General features: G+C 67.6%; 20 protein-coding genes. 5 read left to right on the top strand and 15 right to left on the bottom strand.

All coding sequences use genetic code 11. The features are described 5' to 3' along the window. Positions 1 to 328: 328 nt before the first annotated feature. Together EYW47_RS04990 and EYW47_RS04985 are read left to right on the top strand one after the other, a co-directional pair. Entirely contained in the window at positions 329 to 2,329 is a 2,001-nt protein-coding gene (locus EYW47_RS04990) for a putative bifunctional diguanylate cyclase/phosphodiesterase (RefSeq protein ID WP_133193771.1), read from the top strand. A 48-nt stretch (positions 2,330 to 2,377) separates the two neighbouring features. Then, entirely contained in the window at positions 2,378 to 3,820 is a 1,443-nt protein-coding gene (locus EYW47_RS04985; RefSeq protein ID WP_133194202.1) for an HDOD domain-containing protein, read from the top strand. A gap of 81 nt (positions 3,821 to 3,901) precedes the next feature. Here EYW47_RS04985 and EYW47_RS04980 read toward each other — a convergent pair whose 3' ends face one another. From EYW47_RS04980 to EYW47_RS04915, 14 genes are all read right to left on the bottom strand, one after another. Further along, positions 3,902 to 5,293, bottom strand: a complete 1,392-nt coding sequence (locus tag EYW47_RS04980) for an EAL and HDOD domain-containing protein (RefSeq protein WP_377784852.1) — start codon at positions 5,291 to 5,293, stop codon at positions 3,902 to 3,904. A 268-nt stretch (positions 5,294 to 5,561) separates the two neighbouring features. Beyond that, on the bottom strand, positions 5,562 to 6,356 hold the full coding sequence (locus tag EYW47_RS04975; protein ID WP_133193770.1) for an ABC transporter substrate-binding protein: 795 nt from the start codon (positions 6,354 to 6,356) through the stop codon (positions 5,562 to 5,564). 245 nt (positions 6,357 to 6,601) lie between these two features. Next, positions 6,602 to 7,696: a succinylglutamate desuccinylase gene (gene astE, locus EYW47_RS04970; RefSeq protein ID WP_133193769.1), complete on the bottom strand. Its 1,095-nt coding sequence runs from the start codon at positions 7,694 to 7,696 to the stop codon at positions 6,602 to 6,604. Next, positions 7,680 to 9,056 (bottom strand): N-succinylarginine dihydrolase, encoded by a 1,377-nt coding sequence (astB, locus tag EYW47_RS04965; protein WP_133193768.1) that lies wholly within the window; start codon positions 9,054 to 9,056, stop codon positions 7,680 to 7,682. The genes astE and astB overlap by 17 nt, the downstream gene beginning before the upstream one ends. A gap of 9 nt (positions 9,057 to 9,065) precedes the next feature. Next, positions 9,066 to 10,529 carry a succinylglutamate-semialdehyde dehydrogenase gene (gene astD / locus EYW47_RS04960; RefSeq protein ID WP_133193767.1) on the bottom strand — a complete coding sequence of 488 codons (1,464 nt, stop codon included), beginning with the start codon at positions 10,527 to 10,529 and terminating at the stop codon, positions 9,066 to 9,068. Positions 10,530 to 10,569: 40 nt separating this feature from the next. Then, positions 10,570 to 11,613, bottom strand: coding sequence for an arginine N-succinyltransferase (gene astA, locus EYW47_RS04955; protein ID WP_133193766.1), 1,044 nt, complete (start codon positions 11,611 to 11,613; stop codon positions 10,570 to 10,572). Then, positions 11,610 to 12,716: an arginine/ornithine succinyltransferase subunit alpha gene (aruF, locus tag EYW47_RS04950; RefSeq protein ID WP_133193765.1), complete on the bottom strand. Its 1,107-nt coding sequence runs from the start codon at positions 12,714 to 12,716 to the stop codon at positions 11,610 to 11,612. Before aruF ends, astA begins: the two co-directional genes overlap by 4 nt. A gap of 36 nt (positions 12,717 to 12,752) precedes the next feature. Beyond that, entirely contained in the window at positions 12,753 to 13,970 is a 1,218-nt protein-coding gene (locus tag EYW47_RS04945) for an aspartate aminotransferase family protein (RefSeq protein WP_133193764.1), read from the bottom strand. A gap of 246 nt (positions 13,971 to 14,216) precedes the next feature. Next, complete coding sequence (locus tag EYW47_RS04940; protein WP_133194200.1) at positions 14,217 to 15,197, bottom strand: GlxA family transcriptional regulator; 981 nt, start codon at positions 15,195 to 15,197, stop codon at positions 14,217 to 14,219. Positions 15,198 to 15,272: 75 nt separating this feature from the next. Continuing rightward, positions 15,273 to 16,094: an ABC transporter ATP-binding protein gene (locus EYW47_RS04935; protein ID WP_133193763.1), complete on the bottom strand. Its 822-nt coding sequence runs from the start codon at positions 16,092 to 16,094 to the stop codon at positions 15,273 to 15,275. 28 nt (positions 16,095 to 16,122) lie between these two features. Then, positions 16,123 to 16,836, bottom strand: a complete 714-nt coding sequence (locus tag EYW47_RS04930) for an ABC transporter permease (protein ID WP_133193762.1) — start codon at positions 16,834 to 16,836, stop codon at positions 16,123 to 16,125. A 19-nt stretch (positions 16,837 to 16,855) separates the two neighbouring features. After that, on the bottom strand, positions 16,856 to 17,545 hold the full coding sequence (locus EYW47_RS04925) for an ABC transporter permease (RefSeq protein WP_133194199.1): 690 nt from the start codon (positions 17,543 to 17,545) through the stop codon (positions 16,856 to 16,858). A gap of 273 nt (positions 17,546 to 17,818) precedes the next feature. After that, entirely contained in the window at positions 17,819 to 18,562 is a 744-nt protein-coding gene (locus tag EYW47_RS04920) for a CbtA family protein (protein ID WP_133193761.1), read from the bottom strand. Between the two features lie 12 nt (positions 18,563 to 18,574). Further along, positions 18,575 to 18,802 (bottom strand): CbtB domain-containing protein, encoded by a 228-nt coding sequence (locus EYW47_RS04915; protein ID WP_133193760.1) that lies wholly within the window; start codon positions 18,800 to 18,802, stop codon positions 18,575 to 18,577. A 285-nt stretch (positions 18,803 to 19,087) separates the two neighbouring features. Between EYW47_RS04915 and EYW47_RS04910 the strand changes: the two genes are divergently transcribed. The 3 genes from EYW47_RS04910 to EYW47_RS04900 all read left to right on the top strand — a co-directional run bounded on the left by EYW47_RS04910 (position 19,088) and on the right by EYW47_RS04900 (position 20,459). Then, entirely contained in the window at positions 19,088 to 19,702 is a 615-nt protein-coding gene (locus EYW47_RS04910) for a histidine phosphatase family protein (RefSeq protein WP_133193759.1), read from the top strand. 124 nt (positions 19,703 to 19,826) lie between these two features. Then, positions 19,827 to 20,114 carry an AbrB/MazE/SpoVT family DNA-binding domain-containing protein gene (locus EYW47_RS04905; RefSeq protein ID WP_133193758.1) on the top strand — a complete coding sequence of 96 codons (288 nt, stop codon included), beginning with the start codon at positions 19,827 to 19,829 and terminating at the stop codon, positions 20,112 to 20,114. 6 nt (positions 20,115 to 20,120) lie between these two features. Further along, positions 20,121 to 20,459: a type II toxin-antitoxin system PemK/MazF family toxin gene (locus tag EYW47_RS04900; RefSeq protein ID WP_133193757.1), complete on the top strand. Its 339-nt coding sequence runs from the start codon at positions 20,121 to 20,123 to the stop codon at positions 20,457 to 20,459. A 58-nt stretch (positions 20,460 to 20,517) separates the two neighbouring features. Here EYW47_RS04900 and EYW47_RS04895 read toward each other — a convergent pair whose 3' ends face one another. Continuing rightward, a complete protein-coding gene (locus EYW47_RS04895; protein WP_133194198.1) occupies positions 20,518 to 21,573 on the bottom strand; it encodes a patatin-like phospholipase family protein in 1,056 nt (351 codons plus the stop codon). Positions 21,574 to 21,698 lie beyond the last annotated feature (125 nt).

The following is a 21,698-nucleotide window of genomic DNA, read 5'->3' as shown; positions in this document are numbered from 1 at the left end:
GCGGATGGGTTCGGTCTGGATGACTCGTTGGGCGACCTCGTCTGGGAAATGCTGTACGCATGCACAGCCCACGCGCGGCCGGCGCCACTTTAACCGAATCCGCGCGCGCCGGCATCGCCTTGTCAGGCCGCCTTGGCGCCTCGCCCGTTTTTTTGCCGCGCAGCTAAAGATTTCGCGTGTGGGGTCGATATCTCGGTCTGATGGGCGCGTCAAGCAGCAGCGCGTTTCGCCGCTGCCGCAACCCGGCGCGCGGCCCTGCCACGCTTCGCATGCAAGCCGCGCGCCCGACTCGACACGCCGACAAGTACACAGGTTGCCAGCGACACACATGGAAGCGAACAGGATTACCGCGCCCCGCCCGGGCTGGCTACGCACGGTCTTGGACCGGCTGCGGCCACGCGCCGTGCGCACAGGCGAGCGGCACGACGCCCGCCCCGGCGTCCCGCTCGCCTGTGCGCACGCTGCACCGCCCTTGCCGGACGCACAGAGCGTGCCCGCTCGCGCGGCCGCCGCGGGCATTGGCCGCCCGTCCGGCGACGAAGCCACCGCGTCCGAGGCCCATCCGCGCGCCTTCGAGCAAACGGCCGCCGCGGTGGATTTCCTCGTGCATGTGGACCGCAACCTGCGCTTTCTCTACGTCTCCGATGCGAGTCTGCGCTTTGCCGGCTATCACCGCGAGTTCCTGCTTGGCGCGACGCTGCACGACCTCGTTGCGCCCGACGATCTCGCGCGCCTCGACGCGCTCTTCGCGCGCGCACTGGAGAGCGGCGTAGTCGAAAAAGACACGATCGATCTCGTGAAAGCGCTGACCTACCCGCTCGCCGTCGAGCTGCGCGTGCAGTCGAGCACCCGGGCGGGCGTCGACGGCTTCGCCGTGGCGGGCTTCGACGTCTCGGACTGGCAGCGCGTGCAGGCGCGCCTCACGCATGCGCTCCATCACGATCCGCTCACGGGCCTGCCGAACCAGGCGGCGCTCGAGCCTGCGCTCGAACGCGCGCAGGCCGAAGCCGACCGGCACGGCACGCCCATCGCCCTGCTGCTGCTCGATCTCGACGACTATCAGCGCGTGAACCGCGCGCTCGGCTACGATGCCGGCGACGAGTTGCTGCGCGAGACCGCGCGCCGCCTCACGCACCTCACCCAGCAGGGCGAGCTGATTGCGCGCACGGGCAGCGACGAGTTCGCCATTCTGATCACGCCGCAATCCGCGTCGCATTCCTCGTCGCGTTCCTCGTCGCAAGGCGTGCCGCAACGCGGCGGCGCGTCCTTTGACGTTCGTGGCGCCGCAGAAGCGCTTGCGCGGCGCCTGCTCACGTCGATCCTGCAGCCTTATTCGTTTCGCGACCAGCCGGTGCATCTCGCGGCGAGCATCGGCATTGCGTTCCATCCCGAGCAGCGCCCGGACGGCGGCGAGAGCGATGCGCAGCCCGAAAGCACCCCGCTCATCCGTCGCGCCGACCAGGCGCTGCAACAGGCCAAGGCCGCGGGCGGCAACTCGCTGATGCTCCACGTGCCCGATGACGACCCGACCGACGCCCAGCGCCTGAAGCTCGAATCGGACCTGCACGACGGCGTGCGCAACGGCGAGTTCTCACTGCACTTCCAGCCCATCACGAGCAGCGCCACGGGCGGCGTGGTTGGGGTCGAAGCGCTGATGCGCTGGCAACATCCCTTGCACGGACTCGTGCCGCCATCAACATTTATCCCGCTTGCGGAATCCGTCGGCCTGATTAATTATCTCGGCAACTGGGTTTTGCGGGCGGCCTGCATGCAGCTGACCCAATGGGACGAGCAAGGCATTGCCTTGCAGTACGTCGCGGTCAATGTTTCGCCGCAGCAGTTCCGCAATCCCCGTTTCAAGGAGAGCGTCGAAGAAGCGATCGGGCTCACCGGGATCGATCCGCGCCGGCTCGTCTTCGAGATCACCGAGAGCGTGCTGATGCAGGACCCGCAGCACGCGGTCACGCTGCTCGAGGAGCTCACGGCGCTCGGCATCCGCTTTGCCGTGGACGACTTCGGCACCGGGTATTCGAGCCTCGCGTATCTGCAGCGCTTTCCGCTTTCGAAACTGAAGATCGACCGCAGCTTCGTCGTGAACCTGCTCACCTCGCGCAACGATCAGGCGATCGTCAATGCCGTGGTGGGCCTCGCGCGCACGCTCGAGCTCGAGCTCGTCGCCGAAGGCGTCGAGACCGAGGCGCAGCGCGAGCTGCTCACGAAGATGGGCTGCGATCATATTCAGGGATGGCTCGTCTGCAAGGCATTGCCTTCGGAGGAGCTCTCGCAGCGTTTCGAGTCGCGCACCTTGCACGTCCACGGCGTGCATTGAGCGCGGCACCGATACACGCAGGGCATTAGCGAAATTGACATGGTTCAGATGGTAAAGGCAGTCCTGCTCGACCGGCTCTGGGCTCGTATGAACGAGCGCGGCGACTTCCCCATCCTGTCGCAATCGCTGCGCACGACGGTTGCCGCCATGACCAACGACGACTACGACTTCACCGCGCTCGTGAAGGTCGTGCTCTCGGACTTCGCGCTCACGCAGAAGGTGCTGCGTCTCGCCAACTCCGCCATGTACATGGCCTTCGGCGGCAACATCACGACCGTCACGCGCGCGCTGATGGTGCTCGGCATGGACGCGGTCGGCCATCTCGTGGTGGGCCTGAAGATCGTCGACCACTTTCATCACAGCGCGCCGCGCCGCATCGACGCCAAGCTCGAGCTCAACCGCACGATGCTTTCGGGGTGCGTCGCGCGCAAGCTGACCGAGCGCGGCGACCTGCGCGCGGGCGAAGAGGCCGTGGTCTGCACGCTGATGCGCCAGGTGGGCAAGCTCCTCGTGGTGTTCTACCTCGAGCCGGAGTGGGAGCAGATCCGCCGCGAATGCGAGCAAGGCACGAACGAAGACGATGCCTGCATCGACGTGCTCGGCGTGACCTTCACCGAAATTGGCCAGGACGCGGCCACGCGTTGGCGCCTGCCCGAGACGATCCGCGAAGGCATGGGCGAATACGATCCGGCGGGCAGCGAGTCGCGCCAGGTGCAATGGCTGCGCGCGATCACGAACTATTCGACCGAGGTGGCGCGCGTGCTCACCACGGCGGGCCTCACCGACGAAACGCGCGAAGAGCACATCTCGGACCTCGCGCATCATTACGGGCGCGCGCTCTCCACCGATCCGGAAATGCTCGTGCAGATGAGCCTCGCGCTCGCCAACGAAGAAGCCAACGACGGCGTGATGCGCGAGATCGTCGAGCTGCGCGCGAACGCCGACGCCATCGCGCGCGAGTCGCTCGACCCCGAGGCGCGCATCGCCGCGGGCGTGCAAGACCTGCGCGCGCTTCCCGCCGGGAGCCCGCTCTCCACGGCGCTCACGCTCGCCACCGAGACCGTGCTGGCCGGCCTCGGCTTCGCGCGCACGGTCGTGTTCGTGCGGCGCGGCGCGAACATGTTCGAGGCGCAGCGCGGCTTCGGCCCGCAGGTCGAGGACAATCTGGAGCGGCTCGCGTTCAGCGCGGCGTTCCAGCCCGACGTGTTCCATCTCGCGATTGCGAACTCGGTGGGCATCTTCATTGAAAACGCGCGCGACCCGAAAATGCTTGCGCGTCTGCCGGCCTGGTACCGCGCGCGCCTCGACGACGCGCGCGCGTTCGTGCTGCTGCCGGTGGCCCACCCTGGCGAGCCGCCCGTGGCGCTGCTCTATGGCGACTGGCTGCTGAGCCAGGAGCCGCGCCGCATCCTGCAAAAGGAAATGAGCGCGCTAAACGAGCTCGCGCACGAGCTGGCGCGCTTCTTCAGCGCGAGTCCCGTGAAGGCGTAAGCGTCTTCAGCCCCCGCCAATCCCTCCGGTCGCTCCAGCGCGCGGCGTCGCCCGCCTGCCCCGGCGCACTGGGCCAGCACCTCAGTCCTCGATCCGCGCGAGCCCCTCGGCCTCGGCGTTGCGCTCGGCCGTGCCGGCCCACTCCGCCGCCGCAAGCGCAAGCGCCGCCAGCGCCCCCGCGTCGAGCGGCGCGAGCGTGGCGCACGCCGCATCCACGGCCGCCCAGTCGCCGCGCTCGAGCGCCTCGCTCACGCCGAGCAGGCGGCCCAGCACGCCTTCGCGGCGCGCGATGGCCGCGCGGATCGGCTTGGCCAGCCTGAGCATTTCGAGCGTCTGGTCGAGCGGGCCGCCGAACACGGCGTCGACAAACGAGAACACGCCGACGAGAAACGCCGCATCTTCCTCCGCGGGCCCGGCTTCGGGCAGCACCGCCGCGGCAAGCTCCATGAAGCGCGCGCGCGTGGCCGCGAGCTGCAGCAGCGGATCGACTTCCAGCGAGATCTTGCGGCCGTCCGCGTACAGCAATAGCTGCGTCCAGCGCGCGATGCGGTTGGTGCCCGTCGCGTTGATCGCCTCGCGCAACGTGCTCACCTTGCGCCCGAGACCGAAGCTGCTCGAGTTCGCGAGCCGCATGAGATGCATCACGAGCACGGGATTGAGCTTCAACTCCGCTTCGAGCTGCATCACGGTGGGCTCCGAGGCCAGTAGCTGCAACAGGTTCAGCAACGCCTGGCGCGGCGCGCTCGCACGGCGCGCCCCGCCCTGGGGCTTCGCGAAGTAGTAGCCCTGGAAGCGGTCGAAGCCCAGCGCGTGAGCGCGCTCGTATTCGGCGGCCGTCTCGATGTTCAGCGCCACGAGGATCTTGCCCGCCGCCTTGAGCACGCTCGTGAACTTCGGCAGCAGCGCAGGCGCAATGCCGCGCGGATCGAGCTTGACGGCGTCCGCATAGGGCAGCAGCTTCGCGAACGACTCGTCGGCTTTCGTGACGTGGTCGAGCGCGAAGCGATAGCGCTTGCCGTGCAGCTTGACGAGCCGCGCGATCACCTCGGGATCGGCGCCGATGCCAGGCGGCAGCTCCAGGATCACGCGATCGGCGGGCAAGCGCAGCAGCACATCGTCCAGCAATCGCTCGCGCGTCACGTCGAGCCACGCTGGATGTCCGCTCAGCGCCCCGCGCAGCGCGGGCGCGCCGAACGCTTCGATCAGTGCGCGGTTTTGCGCCCCGGTCTGCGCCGCGCCGTCACTCGATGGCGCTTCGCCGGCGTGGGCTTTGGCGTGTTGCCCGAACCCTTCGCGCACCACGACGCGCGGCAGCGTCTCGAACGCGCAGAGCATGCCGTCGCGATCGAGCAAAGGCGCGCGCGCGAAGTAGACGTGCCAGGGATTGGCCGGCGGTTCGGTCGAAGATTCGTCTATCCGATAGCTGCCATCGACGCCGGACATGCGCGGCCGGTCTGCGGCATTGAAGCTCATGGGTCCCCCGCGAAGCGCCTCGCGTTGCGCGCGCGCCTGGTCGTGTGGTCTCTCGTGCGGCTCGTTCTCGCCTGTTATTGCTTGTTGTTGCTCGCCGTTCGCGCTGCCCGTGCGGCTGCAAAGGCGCCTTCTTTGTCGATCGATTTTATCCTGGCCGATACGTCGCGCATATGAAGCCCACGCGTGGTCCAAATAAAAATGCCGGCGGGGCAACGCCCTCGCCGGCATTCGCGGCGGGATTGCACCCGCCGCTCACGCATGTGCGCGCTTACTTGAGCACGACCTTCACGTTGAAGTACTTCGCGGCGATCTTGTCGATCGTGCCGTCGGCCTTGAGGTCCTTGAGTGCGCCGTTGAGCGCGGCCTTGAGCGCCGCGTCGTTCTTGCGCACGCCATAGCCCACGCCCTCGCCGAGCAGCTTCGCGTCGACGACCTGCGGTCCCGCGAACGCGAAGCCCGCGCCCTGCGGCTTGTTCAGGAAGCCCTTCGATGCGGCCTCGGCGTCCTGGAAGGACGCGTCCAGACGGCCCGAGGCGAGGTCGGCGTAGATCTGGTCCTGGGTCTGGTACGGTACGACGTCGACGCCCACGGGCGCCCACTTGGCCTTCGCGTAGGTTTCCTGGATCGTGCCCTGGAGCACGCCCACGTGCTTGCCCTTGAGCGATTCGGGCGTGGGCAGCAGCGGGCTGCCCTTCTTCGCGATCATCTGGTTGGGGATCGCGTAGATCGGATCGGTGAAATCGATGGCCTGGCGGCGCTGATCCGTGATCGTCATGTCCGAGTTGATGGCGTTGAACTTGCGCGCCTGCAGCGCCGGAATCAGGCCGTCGAACGAGTTCTCCACCCACACGCACTTCGCCTTGAGCTTCGCGCAGACCGCGTTGCCCACGTCGATGTCGAAGCCCTGCAGCTCGCCCGTGGGCGATTTCGATTCGAACGGCGCGTACGATGCCTCGACGCCGAAGCGGATTTCCTTGATATCGGCGGCCTGGGCGGCGCCCGCAGCCAGGGTGAAGGCCGCGCAGAGCGTGAAAGTGGCCAGCTTGTTCCAGTTCATGTTCATCAGTGTCTCAGTCCAGTCGAATTACAGCGCGCTTCAGAGGTCCTACGGCGCGCTTCGGTGCAGGATCGCTGCGCCAAAAAGGGCGGCTCAAACGGGCGCATCGTCTATGACGCGCCGCAGCAACCGCGAGGCCGCGATTGTACCGCGCCCGGCACAAGCGGCCGGGAAACGCCTTCTGGCGGGGTTTTCGCGCGGGACGCGTGGCGCGGCGAACGCGTCGCCGCGCCACGCGCGATTCAGGCAATTCAGGTCAGCGAGGCAAGTGTTTCAGCGCTCGTGTCGACCACGAGCAAACCCGCGCGCAAACCCGGCTTCACGGTGGGATTCGGAAACACGATGCGCTCTTCGTCGTGTGCGACGACGTAGCGATACGTGCCGTCCTCCGCCAGCACCGTGCCGCGCGCGAACGGCGTGAAGTTCGGCACGTCGGCGGCCACGTGCAGCGCGAAGGCATCGCTTTGCTTCGTAATCTGGCCGATCACCGTGAAGACGCGCGGCATCGCTTCGTCCTCAGCGGCCTGCGCGCCCGAAACGAGCCTGCGCAGCGCCGCGTCGGCCGGCGCAAAGCGCGCGAGATCGTTCTGCCCGAACGGCTGCACCTTGCCGAGCTCGAGCGTGCACGCGAGCGCGCCGCAAGCATCGGCGGTAAACGACGAGTACGTCGCGCCCTTCTCCGTATGGATCAGGACGGCGGCGATGCGCGCGTCGGCGAGCCAGTCGAACATCGCGCGCGTGGGGGCGTCGCCGGTATAGGGCAGCAGCGCGAACTGCTCGAACGCCGAGGCGCGGATCGCCGTGTGCATGTCGAGGTGCCAGCGCGCGCCGGGCAGCGCAGGCGCATCGGCGAAGAAACGCTGCGCCGCCGTTTCGAGCACCACGGCGCGCGGCGCCTCGCGGCTTTGCGGCACGCGCGCGTGGCGGCCGCCGAACAGACGGTTGAGGTCGTCGTCTTCGTAGCGCGTGGCGGCGCGCATCGCCGCCACGTTGCCGAGCACGACCAGCAGGCGGCATGCGAGCGCGAGGCGCCCCGCCGCAACATCGGCCACCATCTGCGAAAGCAGCTCGATGGGCGCGGTCTCGTCGCCGTGCACGCCTGCGGAGAGCAGCACGCTCTTCGTCGTCTCGCCCCGTGCGCCACCGGTGTACTCCGGCTCGAGTTGCAGCACGCCTTCGTCGAGCCATTGCCAGCGCACCGCGCCGTACGCGCAAGTGCCCTGCGCTTGCGCCTCGCTTGCGGGCCGAACGCCTGCCAGCGTCGTGGCAAGAAAATCGGCGAGGCAATCGGGCGTGGCCGCCCCCGCCGCGTGCGGGGACCTGAGCGGCTCAGCGCTGGAAGTCATAGAGCGACCCCAGGCCGAGGATCTGCGTGAGCTCGTCGAGCGCCGTGCGCGACTCCACCAGCAGCGCCGGATCGGTGAGATCCTGGGGCGCGAGGCGATCGCGATAGTGCTTCGCGATCCACGCATCCAGACGTGCGAACAGCGCATCGTTCATCCACACGCCCGGCGCCACCGCCGCGCGCTCGGCCTCGCTCAGCACCACGCGCAAGCGCAGGCACGCCGGGCCGCCGCCGTTCTTCATGCTCTCGCGCAAGTCGAACACGAGCACCTCGTCGATGGGGCCGCTCTTCGCGGCCAGCTCGTCGAGATAGCTCGCCACGCGCGGATTCTCGCGGCATTCCTTCGGCACGACGAGAATCTGCTTGCCGTCGGCGCGGCTCAGGAGCTGGCTGTTGAACAGATACGACGAGACCGCGTCCGCCACGCTCACCTGGGCGTCGGGCACTTCGATCACATCGAACGGCGCGCGGTGCGCCTCGAGCTTCCTGCGCAGCTCGTCATAGACGCTCTTCTGGTCGACGAATGCGCGCTCGTGGCAAAACAGCGTGCTGCGGTTGCCCACGGCGATCACATCGTTATGGAAGACGCCGGCGTCGATCACTTCGGGAGTCTGCTGCGCGAACACCGTCGTGTCATCGGTGAGGCCATGGCGCTGCGCGATCGCGCGGCTCGCCTCGAAAGTCTGGCGCGCCGGGAAGCGCTTGGGCTCCGGCCCGCGGCGGTATTCGCTGCGGCCATAGACGAAGAACTCCACGCCGCGCTCGCCGTACTCGGCGCAAAAGCGCGTGTGATTGGCCGCGCCTTCGTCGCCGAGCGCGGGCGTGCCCGGCAGCGCGTCGTGCACCACGAAGTGCGACGGGTCAGCGAAGATCGTGCCGAGCGTGCGGCGCGTGTACTCGTGCTCGATCGCGCGATGCAGCTTGCTGCACAGGTTCGCGGGCGTGAAGTGCACGCGGCGCTCGGGCGTGTCGGCCGAGGGGCTCACGGTGGCCGCGTTCGCGGTCCACATCGCCGAGGCGGAGCTTGCGGCCGCGAGCAGCTCGGGCGCGTCCTTCGCGGCGCGCGCGATGGCCTCGGCGTCCTTGCCCGTGAAGCCCAGCTCGCGCAACAGGCGCATCGAGGGACGCTCCTGCGGCGGCAGCACGCCCTGCGCGAAGCCGAGGTCGGCAAGGCGCTTCATCTTGCGCAAGCCCTGTTGCGCGGCGGCGCGCGGGTTCGCGACCGACTTCTCGTTGTTCTGCGAGGCGACGTTGCCGAACGAGAGCCCGGCGTAGTTGTGCGTGGGGCCGACGAGGCCGTCGAAGTTGGCTTCCAGGGTGCCCGCGAGCGTCGCTGCGGACGCCGTTGCGTGGTTAGTCATCGTCGATCCTCAGAATTGAAGGCCCGGCGAGACGCTCGCGGGCATGGTCAGTTGTGCGCTCTCGACCGAGGCCATCGGCCAGGCGCAGTAGTCGGCGGCGTAGAATGCGCTCGGACGGTGGTTGCCCGAGCGGCCCGGGCCGCCAAAGGGCGCGCCGCTCGACGCGCCATTGGTGGGCCGGTTCCAGTTCACGATGCCCGCGCGGATCTCGCCCGAGAAGCGCTGCCAGAGCGCGGCGTCGTCGGCGAGCAGGCCCGCCGAGAGACCGTAGGCCGTGTTGTTGGCCTGCGCGATGGCGTCGTCGAAACCGGCGTAGCGGATGATTTGCGCGAGCGGCCCGAAATGCTCTTCGTCGGGCAGGTCGGCCACATTCGTCACGTCGAGGATGCCCGGCGTCACGAAGCCGAGCGCGGGGTCGCGCTGCTCCATGCGCAAGAGCGCCTTCGCGCCGCGTTCGAGCAGTTGGGCCTGTGCCTGAATCAGCTTCGCCGCCGCGCGCGCCGAGATCACGGCGCCCATGAACGGCTGCGGCTCGGCGTTGTATTCGCCCACCGCGATGCGCGAGGACACTTCGACGAAGCGCTCGATGAAGCGCTCGCCGAACTCGCCGGTCGGCACGAGGATGCGGCGCGCACAGGTGCAGCGCTGCCCCGCCGAGAGAAACGCCGACTGGATCGCGTGATGCACGGCGGCGTCGATATCCTCCACCGGCGCCACGACGAGCGGGTTATTGCCGCCCATCTCCAGCGCGAGCACGATCTCGGGGCGGCCGCCGAACTGGCGATGCAGCAGCGTGCCGGTATCCGAGCTGCCCGTGAAGAAGAGCCCGTCGATCTGGCGATGGTTCGCCAGCGCAATGCCCGTGTCGCGCTCGCCCTGCACGAGATTGAGCACGCCCGCGGGTAGCCCCGCATCGCGCCAGATCTCGACCGTTGCGCGCGCAACGTCAGGCGCCAGCTCCGACGGCTTGAAGACAACCGCGTTGCCCGCGATCAGCGCCGGCACGATGTGCCCGTTGGGCAGATGGCCCGGGAAATTGTACGGCCCGAACACGGCCACCACGCCGTGCGGGCGATGGCGCAGCACGGCCGTGCCGTCGGCCATTTCGCTGCGCTTCTCGCCGGTGCGCTCGCCATAGGCCGTGATCGAGATCGCCACCTTGGCAGCCATCGAGGCGGCCTCGGTGCGCGCTTCCCAGAGCGGCTTGCCGGTCTCGCGGCCGATCGCCTGCGCAAGTTGCTCCTTGCGCTCGGTGACGAGCGCGGCGAAGCGCTTGACGATCTCGCAGCGCGCCTCGAACGGCGTCTGCGACCACGCGACGAAGGCGCGGCGCGCGGCGCTCACCGCACGGTCCACGTCCTCGGCGCTCGCGGCATTGCCGCTCCACACGGTCTCGCCCGTGCCCGGATTGTGCGAAGCGAATGCGGGGCCGCTAGCCGCGCACCATTGCCCATCGATGAAAAGCTCGTTCATGGTCATCCTTGTCTTTCTGGGTGGCTCTGCAGCCTCGCCCTTAACCTTGCCGCGGCTTGTGCGTCGCGCCCAGCACGCGCACCAACTCGCCCTCTGCGACGTTCAGCGCCGCCGCTTCCTGCGCGCTCAGCGTGAACGCGCCGTCGTGCACGACGCCCGGGGCAAAGCCCACGCGGAAGTCGGTCAGCGACGTGTTCGACACGAGCGAGCGCACGCCCTCTTCCGCCTCCTGCGCACCCATATCGCCGATACGCACCGGCACCACCACGCTCTCGCGCGCCGTGCGCAAATCGGAGGTATGGCATTCGAGCACGGGGCCCGCGTCGAAGATGTCGACGTGATTCTCGTAGCGCAGCCCTTCGGCTTCGAGCATGCGTCGCGCCGGCACCGTGTCCGCGTGCGTGAGGCCCACGCAGGCCTGCGCGTCCTCGGGCAGCAGCTCGACGTACACCGGAAAGCGCGGCATCAGCTCGGCGAGAAACGCCTTGCGGCCGTGCGAGCTCAGATAGTCGGCTGCGTTGAAGTCGATTTGATAGAAGTGCGAACCGACGGCGCGCCAGAATGGCGACGTGCCTTCCGCGTCGAAGTGCCCGCGCAACTCGGCGCAGATGCGCTCCGGAAAGCGCTCGCGGAACTGCGCGATGAACATGAAGCGCGAGCGCGAGAGCAGGCCGCCCATGCCGCCCGTGCGATAGCGCGGCGAGAGGAACAGCGAGCACACCTCGGCATAGCCCGTGAGGTCGTGCGAAATGTTGAGCGCGCGCATGCGCGTCCAGATGCCGAGGTCCTGGCTCGCGTGCACGACCGTGCTCACGCGATAGTTGTAGAACGGCTGCTGCAGGCCCACGGCGGTTTCGATGCCGCACACACCGGCCACGTCGCCGGTCGCGGTGTCTTCCATCACGAAGAAGTAGCCCGCCTCGCCCTGCGAGGCCTCGCCCGCGAGCGTGCGGCGCGTGCGCTCGATGCGCGCTGCGAGCGCCTCACGGTCGGGCTTGAAGGTCGTGAGACCCGGGCCGGTTTCCTGGGCGAGCGCGACGAGCGCGTCCACATCGCCCGTCTGCACGACGCGTACCACAATCATTGCGCTTCTCCCATCGATTCGTCCTCGTTTTGCGGCGTTTCCGGATACAGCGGCGCACAGCGCACCGCCTCGCCATCCTGCACATTGAGCGCCGCGCGCGTGGCCGCATCGAGCGGCGCCGCGGCCGGCACGTGTGCGCCGTGGCGCGCGGCACTCGCCCCCGCTGCTTCGACGGCTTCAGGCAGCGTCGCCAGTGCGCAGCGGAACTCGCCGCCGTGCTGGCTCGCGACGAGATACTTCGCGCCCTGAGCCGCGCTTGCGCTCTCGCGCACCGTGCGCGTCTCATTGCCCGCGACCGACGACGTGCGGTCCACCTGCGCGGTCATCACGGGGCCGGCGTCGAAGATATCGACGTAGCGGTCCGTCTCGAAGCCTTCTTCCAGATGAATCTCATAGGCAAGCAAGGCGCTCGGGTCGGGCTCGCCCAGCACGCGTTGCGCGGCCTCGGGCAGGAGCGGCACGTAAAGCGGATACGCGGGCATCACTTCGGCGATGAAGGTGCGGCTGCGGCCACCCGAAACCATTTCGATGTCCTTGAAATCACGGCCGAAGAACTTGCGCCCCACCGCTTCCCAGAACGGCGAGACGCCCGCGTCGTCGGTCACGCCGAGCAACAGCGAGAACACCTCGGGCGTGAAGCGGCGCCGGTTCATCGCCACATACATCATGCGGGCGCGCGACATCAGATGCGCGGCCGCGTCGCCGCGCAGCGACGGGTCGATGTAGAAGCCCGCGAGCCGGCTCTTGCCTGTGAGCTCGTGCGACATCGTGAGCGCGTGAATCTTGCGGTTCACGTGCAGCTCGCGCGAGGCGTGAATCAGCGCGTCGTTGCGAAACGCGTAGAACGGCTCCGAATAGCCCGCGGCCGCGACGATGCTCGAGGTGCCGACGAGCTTGCCCGTCACCGAATCTTCGAGCACGAAGAGATAGAACTCCTCGCCGGGGAAATCCACCTGGGCACGAAACGAGTCCTCGGAAAGCGCGATGCGCGCTTCCAGCGCCGCGCGGTCGTGCGGCAGCGAGTGCAGCACGGGTTGCGCGGTGCGGGCCATGTGGGCGATCGCATCGAGATCGGAGAGCCTTGCGGGGCGAACGAATAGCATCGTCGGTCCTGTATCGAATGAGGGGCGTGCGGGCTGTTAGCGCGCGCCGATCACATCTTCGAAGGCCTTCTCGAGGCGTGCGAAGCCCTCGTTCAGGTCGGCTTCGGGAATGATGAGCGAGGGCGCGAAGCGCAGCACGTCGGGGCCTGCGATCAGCATCATCACGCCGCGGTTCGCGGCTGCCGCGTTGAAGTCCTTCGCGCGGCCGGCAAAGCGTGCGCTCAGCTCGGCGCCGATCAGGAGGCCCTTGCCGCGCACTTCCTTGAACACGTCGAAGCGCTCATTCAGATGCGCAAGCCTGGCGCGGATCGCCTCGCCGCGCGCGCGCACGCCGGCGAGCAGCGCCGGGTCGCTCACGAGCTCGACCACCTTGTCGGCGATTGCCGCGCCCAGCGGATTGCCGCCGTAGGTCGTGCCGTGCACGCCCACCTTGAAGTGCGCCGCGATGGCTTCGGTCGTGAGCATCGCGCCAATCGGAAAGCCGTTGCCGAGCGCCTTGGCCGTGGTGAGGATGTCGGGCGTCACGCCCGTATCCTCATACGCGTAGAAAGTGCCGGTGCGGCCCACGCCCGTTTGCACTTCGTCGAAAATCAGCAGCGCGTTGTGCGCGTCGCAGGCCTCGCGCAGCGCTTGCAGGAAGGCCGGATCGGCGGGAATCACACCGCCCTCGCCCTGCACGGGCTCGACGATCACGGCGCAAGTCTGCGCACCGATCGCGCGCTTTGCGGCTTCGATGTCGTTGTACGGCAGATGCACGATGCCGGCGGGGACCGGGCCGAAACCTTCCGAATACTTCGGCTGGCCGCCCACGCTCACCGTGAAGAAGGTGCGGCCATGGAACGACTGCGTGAACGAGACGATCTCGGCCTTCTGCTCGCCATGGCGCTCGAACGCCACGCGGCGCGCGAGCTTGAGCGCGGCCTCGTTGGCCTCGGCGCCCGAGTTGGCGAAGAACGCGCGCTCGGCGAACGTGAGCGCTTCGAGCTTGCGCGCGAGGCGCAGCACCGGCTCGTTGGTGTAGCCATTGCCGATGTGCCAGAGCTTGCCGCCCTGCTCGTGCAGCACGCGCAGCAGTTCGGGATTGGCGTGGCCGAGCGACGTCACGGCGATGCCGCATGCGAAGTCGATATAGTCGCGGCCCTCGGTGTCCCATACGCGCGAGCCCTCGCCACGGTCGGGGACGAACGGCGCGGGTGAAAAGCACGGCACCATTACTTCGTCGAAGGTCTTGCGGCTCACAGTCTGGTCGTTCATGGCGAATCCTCTTGGGCTCAAATTGGGGTTCTGGCTTCGGGCGGCGCGTGTCTGTTGCGGCGCAGCGCCCTTTTCAGGAGTAACAGAAGCAGTGTAGGCAACCGTGCGGCAATCGTCTTGCGTAACCGCGACGTGTTTTTTCGTCGGAACCTGAATGCGGGTGCGATCACGCACTAGCCGACGCAAGCTGGCACGAGCAGGCGCGAGCCAGCACCGGCGGCCGCGCTCAGTCAGGTTCAGTCAGGCTCAGTCGCGCTCCGGCGGCTCCACGAGCGCGCCCGCGCGCGGCTCCTGCACCGCGCCGGCCGCGCCGCCGTGCTGGCGCTCGATCCAGTTGCGGCGGTCTTCGCGCGGCGTCACGCCGAAGCGCTCGCGATAGGCGTTGGAAAAATGCGCCGCCGATGAAAACCCGCACGCGAGGCTGATCTGCACCACCGACTTGCTGGTGCGCTGCAACTGCGAGCGCGCTTTTGCCAGCCGCAAGCCCAGGTAGTACTTCGACGGCATCGCATTCAGGTACTGCCTGAACAGCCGCTCGAGCTGCCGGCGCGAGACGCCCACGTGGCCGGCGATCTCGTCGGTCGTGAGCGGATCTTCGATATTCGCCTCCATCAGCATGAGCGCGTCGTTCAGGCGCGGATGGCGCTCACCGGGCGCGGTCACGAACGGAATGCGCTGACGCTCGTCGCCGCTCCTGAGCGTGCTGGCGCCCAGCGCGTCGGCGATGCGGTCGACGAGTTCCGGCCCGTGCTCGCGGCCGATCATCGCGAGCATGAAATCGAGCGTGGCCTGGCCGCCGGAGCAGGTCGCGCGGTCGCGGTCGATCTCGTAGATGTGCTGCGTGACGATGGTGCGCTCGAACTGCTCGGAGAACTGCTGATAGGTCTCCCAGTTCACGGCGACGCGATAGCCCTGGAGCTGCCCGGCCATCGCGAGCCACCAGATGCCGTGATGGATGCCGGTCACGAGCGGCGTGCGCTGCCCCACGCGCGCGAGGCTCGCGAGAAAGAGGCGGTAATCGGCGAACTGCTGAAAGCGCTCGGTTACGACGATGAGCCAGTCGCACGAGAGCGCGTCGCCGAACGCGCAGTCGGCGGGCCATTGCGCGCCGCCCGCGAGCGGCACGGGCCGGCCGTTCCACGAGCACATCTGCCAGCGGTAGAGCGCGCGGCCGTCGATCTCGTTGGCGAGATTGAGCGCGTCGACGATGGGGCCCACGCCCGACATCGAGACCGGCGGCAAGGCGACGATCGCGACCTGAGTGGTGCGGGACACCGCATTCGACACGTTCTGGCGCCCCGCTTACTTGAGGCTGCCCGAGAGGAACTGGCGCAGCCGCTCGCTATTCGGATTGCCGAGCACGTCGGCGGGCGCGCCCTGTTCCTCGGTGCGGCCCTGATGCAGGAACATCACATGATTGGAGACGTTGCGCGCGAAACCCATTTCGTGCGTGACGACGATCATCGTGCGGCCTTCCTCGGCGAGCTTTTGCATCACCTTGAGCACTTCGCCCACGAGCTCGGGGTCGAGCGCCGAGGTGGGCTCGTCGAAGAGCATCACGTCGGGGTTCATCGCGAGCGCGCGCGCGATCGCCACGCGCTGCTGCTGACCGCCCGAGAGGTGCGAGGGATACTGCTTCTCCACGCGCGGCGCGAGACCGACCTTCTCCAGATACGCGCGCGCACGCTCCTCGGCTTCCTTGCGCGGCACGCCGAGCACGTGCATCGGCGCCTCGATCACGTTCTCGATCACATTCATGTGCGACCAGAGATTGAAGTGCTGGAACACCATCGCGAGCTTGGTGCGGATGCGCTGGAGCTGCTTGTGGTCGGCCACATCGAGGTCGCCGTTGCGGCCCGCCTTGGTGCGCACGGCCTCGCCGTCCACGACGATCTCGCCGGCGTTCGGCTTCTCGAGAAAATTGATGCAGCGCAGGAACGTGCTCTTGCCCGAGCCGCTCGCGCCGATGATGCTGATCACGTCGCCCTTCTTCGCGTCGAGCGAGACGCCCTTGAGCACTTCGTTGTCGCCGTAGCGCTTGTGGATGTCACGCGCAATCAGCTTGCTATTCGAGGATTGCGAGGATTGCGCCGGGGTTTGCGTCGCACGCGGGGTCGTTTGCATCGTCTGAGCCAAGATGGTCTCCCAAAAATTATCGCGTACGCACGGCGAGGTGGCCGAGCCAGCGCTTCTCCGCGCGGCGGAACGCAGCCACCAGCACGAACGATACCGCACAGTAGATCAGCGCCGCGAGCCCGAACGACTCGAACGAGCGGTAGGTGGCCGAGTTGGCGTCGCGCGCGACCTTGAGGATGTCGGGCACCGTCGCGGTGAACGCCACCGTCGTCGCGTGCAGCATCAGGATCACTTCGTTACTGTACAGCGGCAGCGCGCGGCGCAGCGCCGAAGGCAGGACGATGCGCCAGTACATCGTGAACGGGCTCATGCCGTAGGCACGCGCCGCTTCCACTTCGCCGTGCGAGGTCGCGCGAATCGCACCCGCGAAAATCTCCGTCGTGTAGGCGCAGGTGTTGAGCGCGAACGCGAGGACCGCGCAGTTCAGGCCGCTGCGGAAAAACGCGTCGAGCAGCGGCTCGGAGCGAATGAAGGCGAGACTGTACACGCCCGTGTAGATCAGCAGCAACTGCACGTAGAGCGGCGTGCCGCGGAACACGTAGGTGTAAAAGCGCACCGGCAGCGAGAGCCAGCGCCGGCTCGAGACGCGCGCGACCGCAAGCGGCACCGCGCACACGAAGCCGAACGCCACGGAGATCACGAGCAGCCAGAGCGTCATCGCGAGGCCGGAAACATGCTCGCCGTCCCAGTACAGGAACGCGCGGCCGAATTGCTGGATGATTTCGTTCATCGGTTCGCTCTCCGCAGACTCACAGTTGCGCGTGGCGCACGCCCGCTGAATAGCGGCGTTCGAGCCAGATCAGCGCGAAGTTGGAAATGGTGGTGATCGCGAGGTAGATGAGCGCCGCGACCACGAGGAAGAAGAACAGGTTGAAGGTGCTGCGGCCCGCGTCCTGCGCGGCCTTCACGACGTCGGCAAGCCCGATGATCGAGACCAGCGCCGTCGCCTTCACGAGCACCTGCCAGTTGTTGCCGATGCCGGGCAGCGCAAAGCGCATCATCTGCGGAAACAGGATGCGCGCGAACACGCGTGCGCCGCTCATGCCGTAGGCGTAGCCCGCTTCGAGCTGGCCGCGCGGCACCGAAAGAAACGCGCCGCGGAACGTCTCCGTGAAGTACGCGCCGTAGATGAAACCGAGCGTGAGGACACCGGCCACGAACGGGTCGATGTCGATCTGCGCCATGCCGAGCGCGTCGGTGGCCTCGTTCACGCCGATCTGGATGCTGTAGAAGAGCAGCAGCATCAGCACGAGATCGGGCACCGAGCGGATCAGCGTGGTGTAGGCCGTCGCGCAGGCTGCGAGCGGACGGTTGAACGAGAGCTTCGCTGCCGCCCCCGCGAGGCCGAGCAGCACGGCCACGCCGAGCGAGAGCAGCGAAAGTTCGATCGTCTGGATCGTGCCAGCGAGCAGCACCGGGCCAAAGCCGTAGAGGATCACGCGCGTCTCCGTGAAGATGTTGTCGACGCCCCGGGCGTTGCCGCGAGCGTTGTTTGGAAGATGTGCGCGGATGGTCGCAGTGCAAAATAGATTGCTCAAACGCGCACGCCGCCTATGCTGCAGCGCACCATCCGCGCGCTTCGCACGCCTGGCCGGCGTTTTGGCCCGCGCCGCCAAGGGCGCGATGATTTTGAAAGCTAAAAAGACAACGCCCCAGCAAGTGGGGCGTTTTCACAAGTTTCGGGTCGCTTTTTCGATAGAAGCGAGGGACCCTCAGGCCCCGTGCGCCGGGAGCGCCCCCTCGCGCGCACTCGCACGTTCGAGGCGCTCCACGAGCGCGCCGAACAAGAGCCCGATCACGGTCCAGAGGATTGCCTGCATGCCGATCGCGACGCTGCGGAACTTCCAGAGCAGCACGGCCGGGAACGCGGCCGGCACCTCGTTGATAGCGGGCAGCGCGGCCTGAATCACGCCGATCGCCACGACAAACAGCACGAGCGCCGCAATCGAGCCGTTCCAGCCGCCCCACTTCGCCGCCAGCGCGCCGCGCACCTTGAGCGAGAACACCGTGACGGCGAGCGAAATCGCGATCATCAGGAAGAAGAGCCCCGTGCGATAGCCGATCGTGTCGGGGTCGCCGACCGAAGGCGGATTCGCCGGATACTTGATGTTCGGCACGATGGCGATGGCGACGAACGCCGCGAGCGCGAGCGAGGCGGACAGCGCACGCGCCGAGAGGCGGCCGGTGCGCCCGCGCGCATACGCGAACACGAGCGCGAAGATCCCGCCAATCGACGCGCCGTAGACCATCACGCCCGTGAAGAGCCCGTAGCTCGCCTGAGTCGCGCGGCTCACGATTTCCGGCTCGGGCGCCTCGCCCTTTGCGGCATCGGCTTTTTCCTCGAATGAGATGGCCTGGTCGACCTGGGGCTCGCCCACCACTCTCGCGAACGAGAACGTGAGGAGTCCCGCGGCGATGCCTGCGAGCATCCCGCGTATCAACAGCTTGCCTACCATGTCAGCTCCCGGTCAGTGGCACGGAAAGCCAAGCAGATGGCGGCCGTCGTGAACGAATTCGTGAACGTACATGCCCGGAAAGATCGACGTCGCGCCCTGTTCGGCGCCGACGAAGTACAGCGCGAGCAGCAGCATGAGACCGCCGAAGACGGCCCAGGGCAGGATCTCGCGCAAGGGGATGGGTGCGGGCGTGGCCGGCGCATGCGACGGCTGCGCCGGATGGAATGCGGCTTCGGACATGATGACTTCTCCTGGGGTTACGCGCCCCGTTAGTCGTGGGATGAAATTGCTCCGGGTGTGCCCCAATACATGACACGCGGGTCTGGCTTCCGTGGCTTCGAGACATCGGCTTTCGACGTATCGAAGGCGCGCGGTTACAGTGGCGCGACCGTGCCGGACTTGCACCGGCTTCCGCGTGTGGGGCGAGCCCGTATTCTACGCGCTGGGCCGGCCTTGCGCGGGCCGGATGCAAGCGCGGCACAAGCCGGATGTAAACAAACCGACGATGGGTGGGAGAACAGGCCGATGCCGGGAACGACAGTCTGGCTGGTATGTCATGCAGCCAATGCCGCCTTGCGGGCGGGGACATTTCCTCGCACGCCGGGCGGGGACAATCGCGAAGAAGAAGCGTTCGATGCACGCGCCATCGAGGCTATCGAAGCCTGGCGTGCGCGCTGGCAAGCGCGCTTCGCCGGCGCCGACGGGCAAGCGCCGCGCGCACTGACGAGTCCCGCTGCCATCGCCCGCGCGAGCGCGCAGGCGGCCGGCTTTGCAGCCGAGCGCGTCGATGCGCTCGCGGACGCCGCCTACGGCGTGTGGCAAGGTCTGCGCCTCGCGAATGTCGCGCGGGAGCAGCCCGATGCACTCGCAGCCTGGACGCGCGATCCGGCCTTCAGGCCGCCCGGTGGCGGCGAATCGTTCGACGGCGTGCGCTCACGCGTGGGGGCATGGCTCGACGCGCTTCCCGAGGCGGAGAAAACTGTTGTGGCTTTCACGCACGCGCCGGTGATCCGCGCGGCGATCCTGCATGCGCTCAGCGCGCCATCGGCGTCGTTCAGGCATCTGGAGATCGCACCGCTCGCCGTCACGGCGCTGAGGCGCTCGGCACAAGGATGGGCGTGGATCGCGGCGTTGCCGTGAAGCAACGGCATCGATTTCGCGTATCAACGCGTTGACACAAGCCTGATCGATGGGTAGCCTCGCAGTGTATCTACGCGTTGATACGCCGTTTGGCAGACTGGCGGCTCACCCAAGGAGAAGGACAATGGCCATTCAAACCCTCAAGCGTTGGGGAAATAGCCTCGCGGTACGTATCCCGGCGAGCGTCGCAGCCAAGCTGGCGCTCACCGAAGGACAGGAGATCGAAGTGGAAGTCGAAGACGGCGTGCTTACGGTCCGCGCTCATACAGCCATACGGCGCTTCTCGCGCGAGCGCTATTTGCGTCAGTTGCACGAGAGCAGGCTCGAGCAGCCGCCGCTCATCGACTTCGGCGCGCCGCAGGGCTTCGAATTCGGCGGTCCCGATGACCCAGCGCGTTTTGATCTTTGGTAAAGACGCATGAAGAACGGAACACCAGACGCAGGCGATATCGTTTGGCTGAATGTCGGTCCGGGTGTGGGCAATGAGCAAAACGGCTTTCGCCCGGCCCTCGTCATCACAGACGCCGAATTCAACGAACTCACGAGCCGCTTCATCGGGCTGCCCATCACCAGCACCATTCACGGCTGGGAATCGGAAATCCCGATCAGCGGCCTGAGCAAACCGTGTGTCGCCATGGCGGACCAGATCACCACGCTTTCCTTGACGGGGAGGGTTTGGCGCCACAGAGGCGAGCGCGCGACGCAAGACGAGCTGAGCGCGGCCAAATTTGCCATCGCCGGCATTCTGAATCTTTGATCGAAAGGCGCGCGCGGGCGTCTTGCTCGCGATTCCACACAGCACGCGGCGGCGCGCCTTAGTCCATCCCCAACTGCGCCTTGATCGCGGGCAGCATGTACTGCACGGCTGCGCGCCCTTCCGCAATGGCCGGCGCGGCGCGATGAAAGTCGAAGATGCCCATGCCGCCCAGGCGCGGCTGGATCAGCACGTCGGCGGGCTCGCCCGCCAGCCGGCTGCGCGTGATGCGCACCTGCATGATGTCGATGCTCTGGGCAATCGAGCTGAGCATCGACGGCACGCGCGCGCTGGGAGGCGGCGCGACGCGCACATCCGCCCCGCCCAGCGCGCCCGGCCCCGAGGGCTGCAGCCATTGCGGAAAGGGCTTGCCATTGCGGCGCAGCAGCGGTGCGGGGTCCGCATCCGGCAGCGAGCCGGCTTGCGCGTCTGACTGGGCTTCAAGCGGCAATTCCGGCTGCGCGCCACTCGCAGCCGACGCACCCGCGCCGCCCACCTCGGCCGGCGTTTCGCGCGGCACGGTGTCGATCGCGCCGCCCAGGTCGCGGCCATTGAGAATGTCGTGATTGAGGTCGATGGCGATCACCGTGTCGGCGCGCATCGCCCGCGCCGCCGAGACCGGCACCGGGTTGCTGAGGCCACCGTCGACGAGCCACACACCGTCATGCCAGATCGGCGTGAAGAGGCCCGGAATCGCGATGGAGGCGCGCACCGCGTCCACCACGCCGCCCTCGCGCAGCCACACCTCGCGGCCCGTGTCGAGCTCGGTGGCCACGGCCGTGAACGGCATCGCCAGTTCGTCGATCACACGGCCGTTGAACTGCTTCGCGAACAGGTCGATCACCTTGCGCCCGCCCAGCAGGCCGCCGGAAAAGCGCAAGTCGAGCAGCCGCACCACCGTCTGCCATGTGAGCTTGCCGACCCAGTCCTCGAGCCAGTCGAGATCGCCATTGGCGTAGACGGCGCCCACCAGCGCGCCGATCGAGGTGCCGCACACCACGTCGGGCTTGATGCCGGCCTCCTCGAGTGCGCGTATCGCGCCGATATGGGCCCAGCCGCGCGCCGCCCCGCCGCCCAGCACGAGCCCCACACGCGGCGGCCGCCGACGATGCATCACCATGCGCACCTCCCGCGTCCGCCGGTTCTTGCCAATAGCTTGCCCGGCAAATTCAATGCCCTCTGTCCGTTGCGCAACACCTGCTCGTATTCACTCACGCCCTTTCGCACCTATCAAAGCCCATC

The organism is Paraburkholderia silviterrae, from assembly GCF_004353915.1.
Classification (GTDB): domain Bacteria; phylum Pseudomonadota; class Gammaproteobacteria; order Burkholderiales; family Burkholderiaceae; genus Paraburkholderia; species Paraburkholderia silviterrae.
This window is presented reverse-complemented; position numbering and strand designations above follow the sequence as displayed.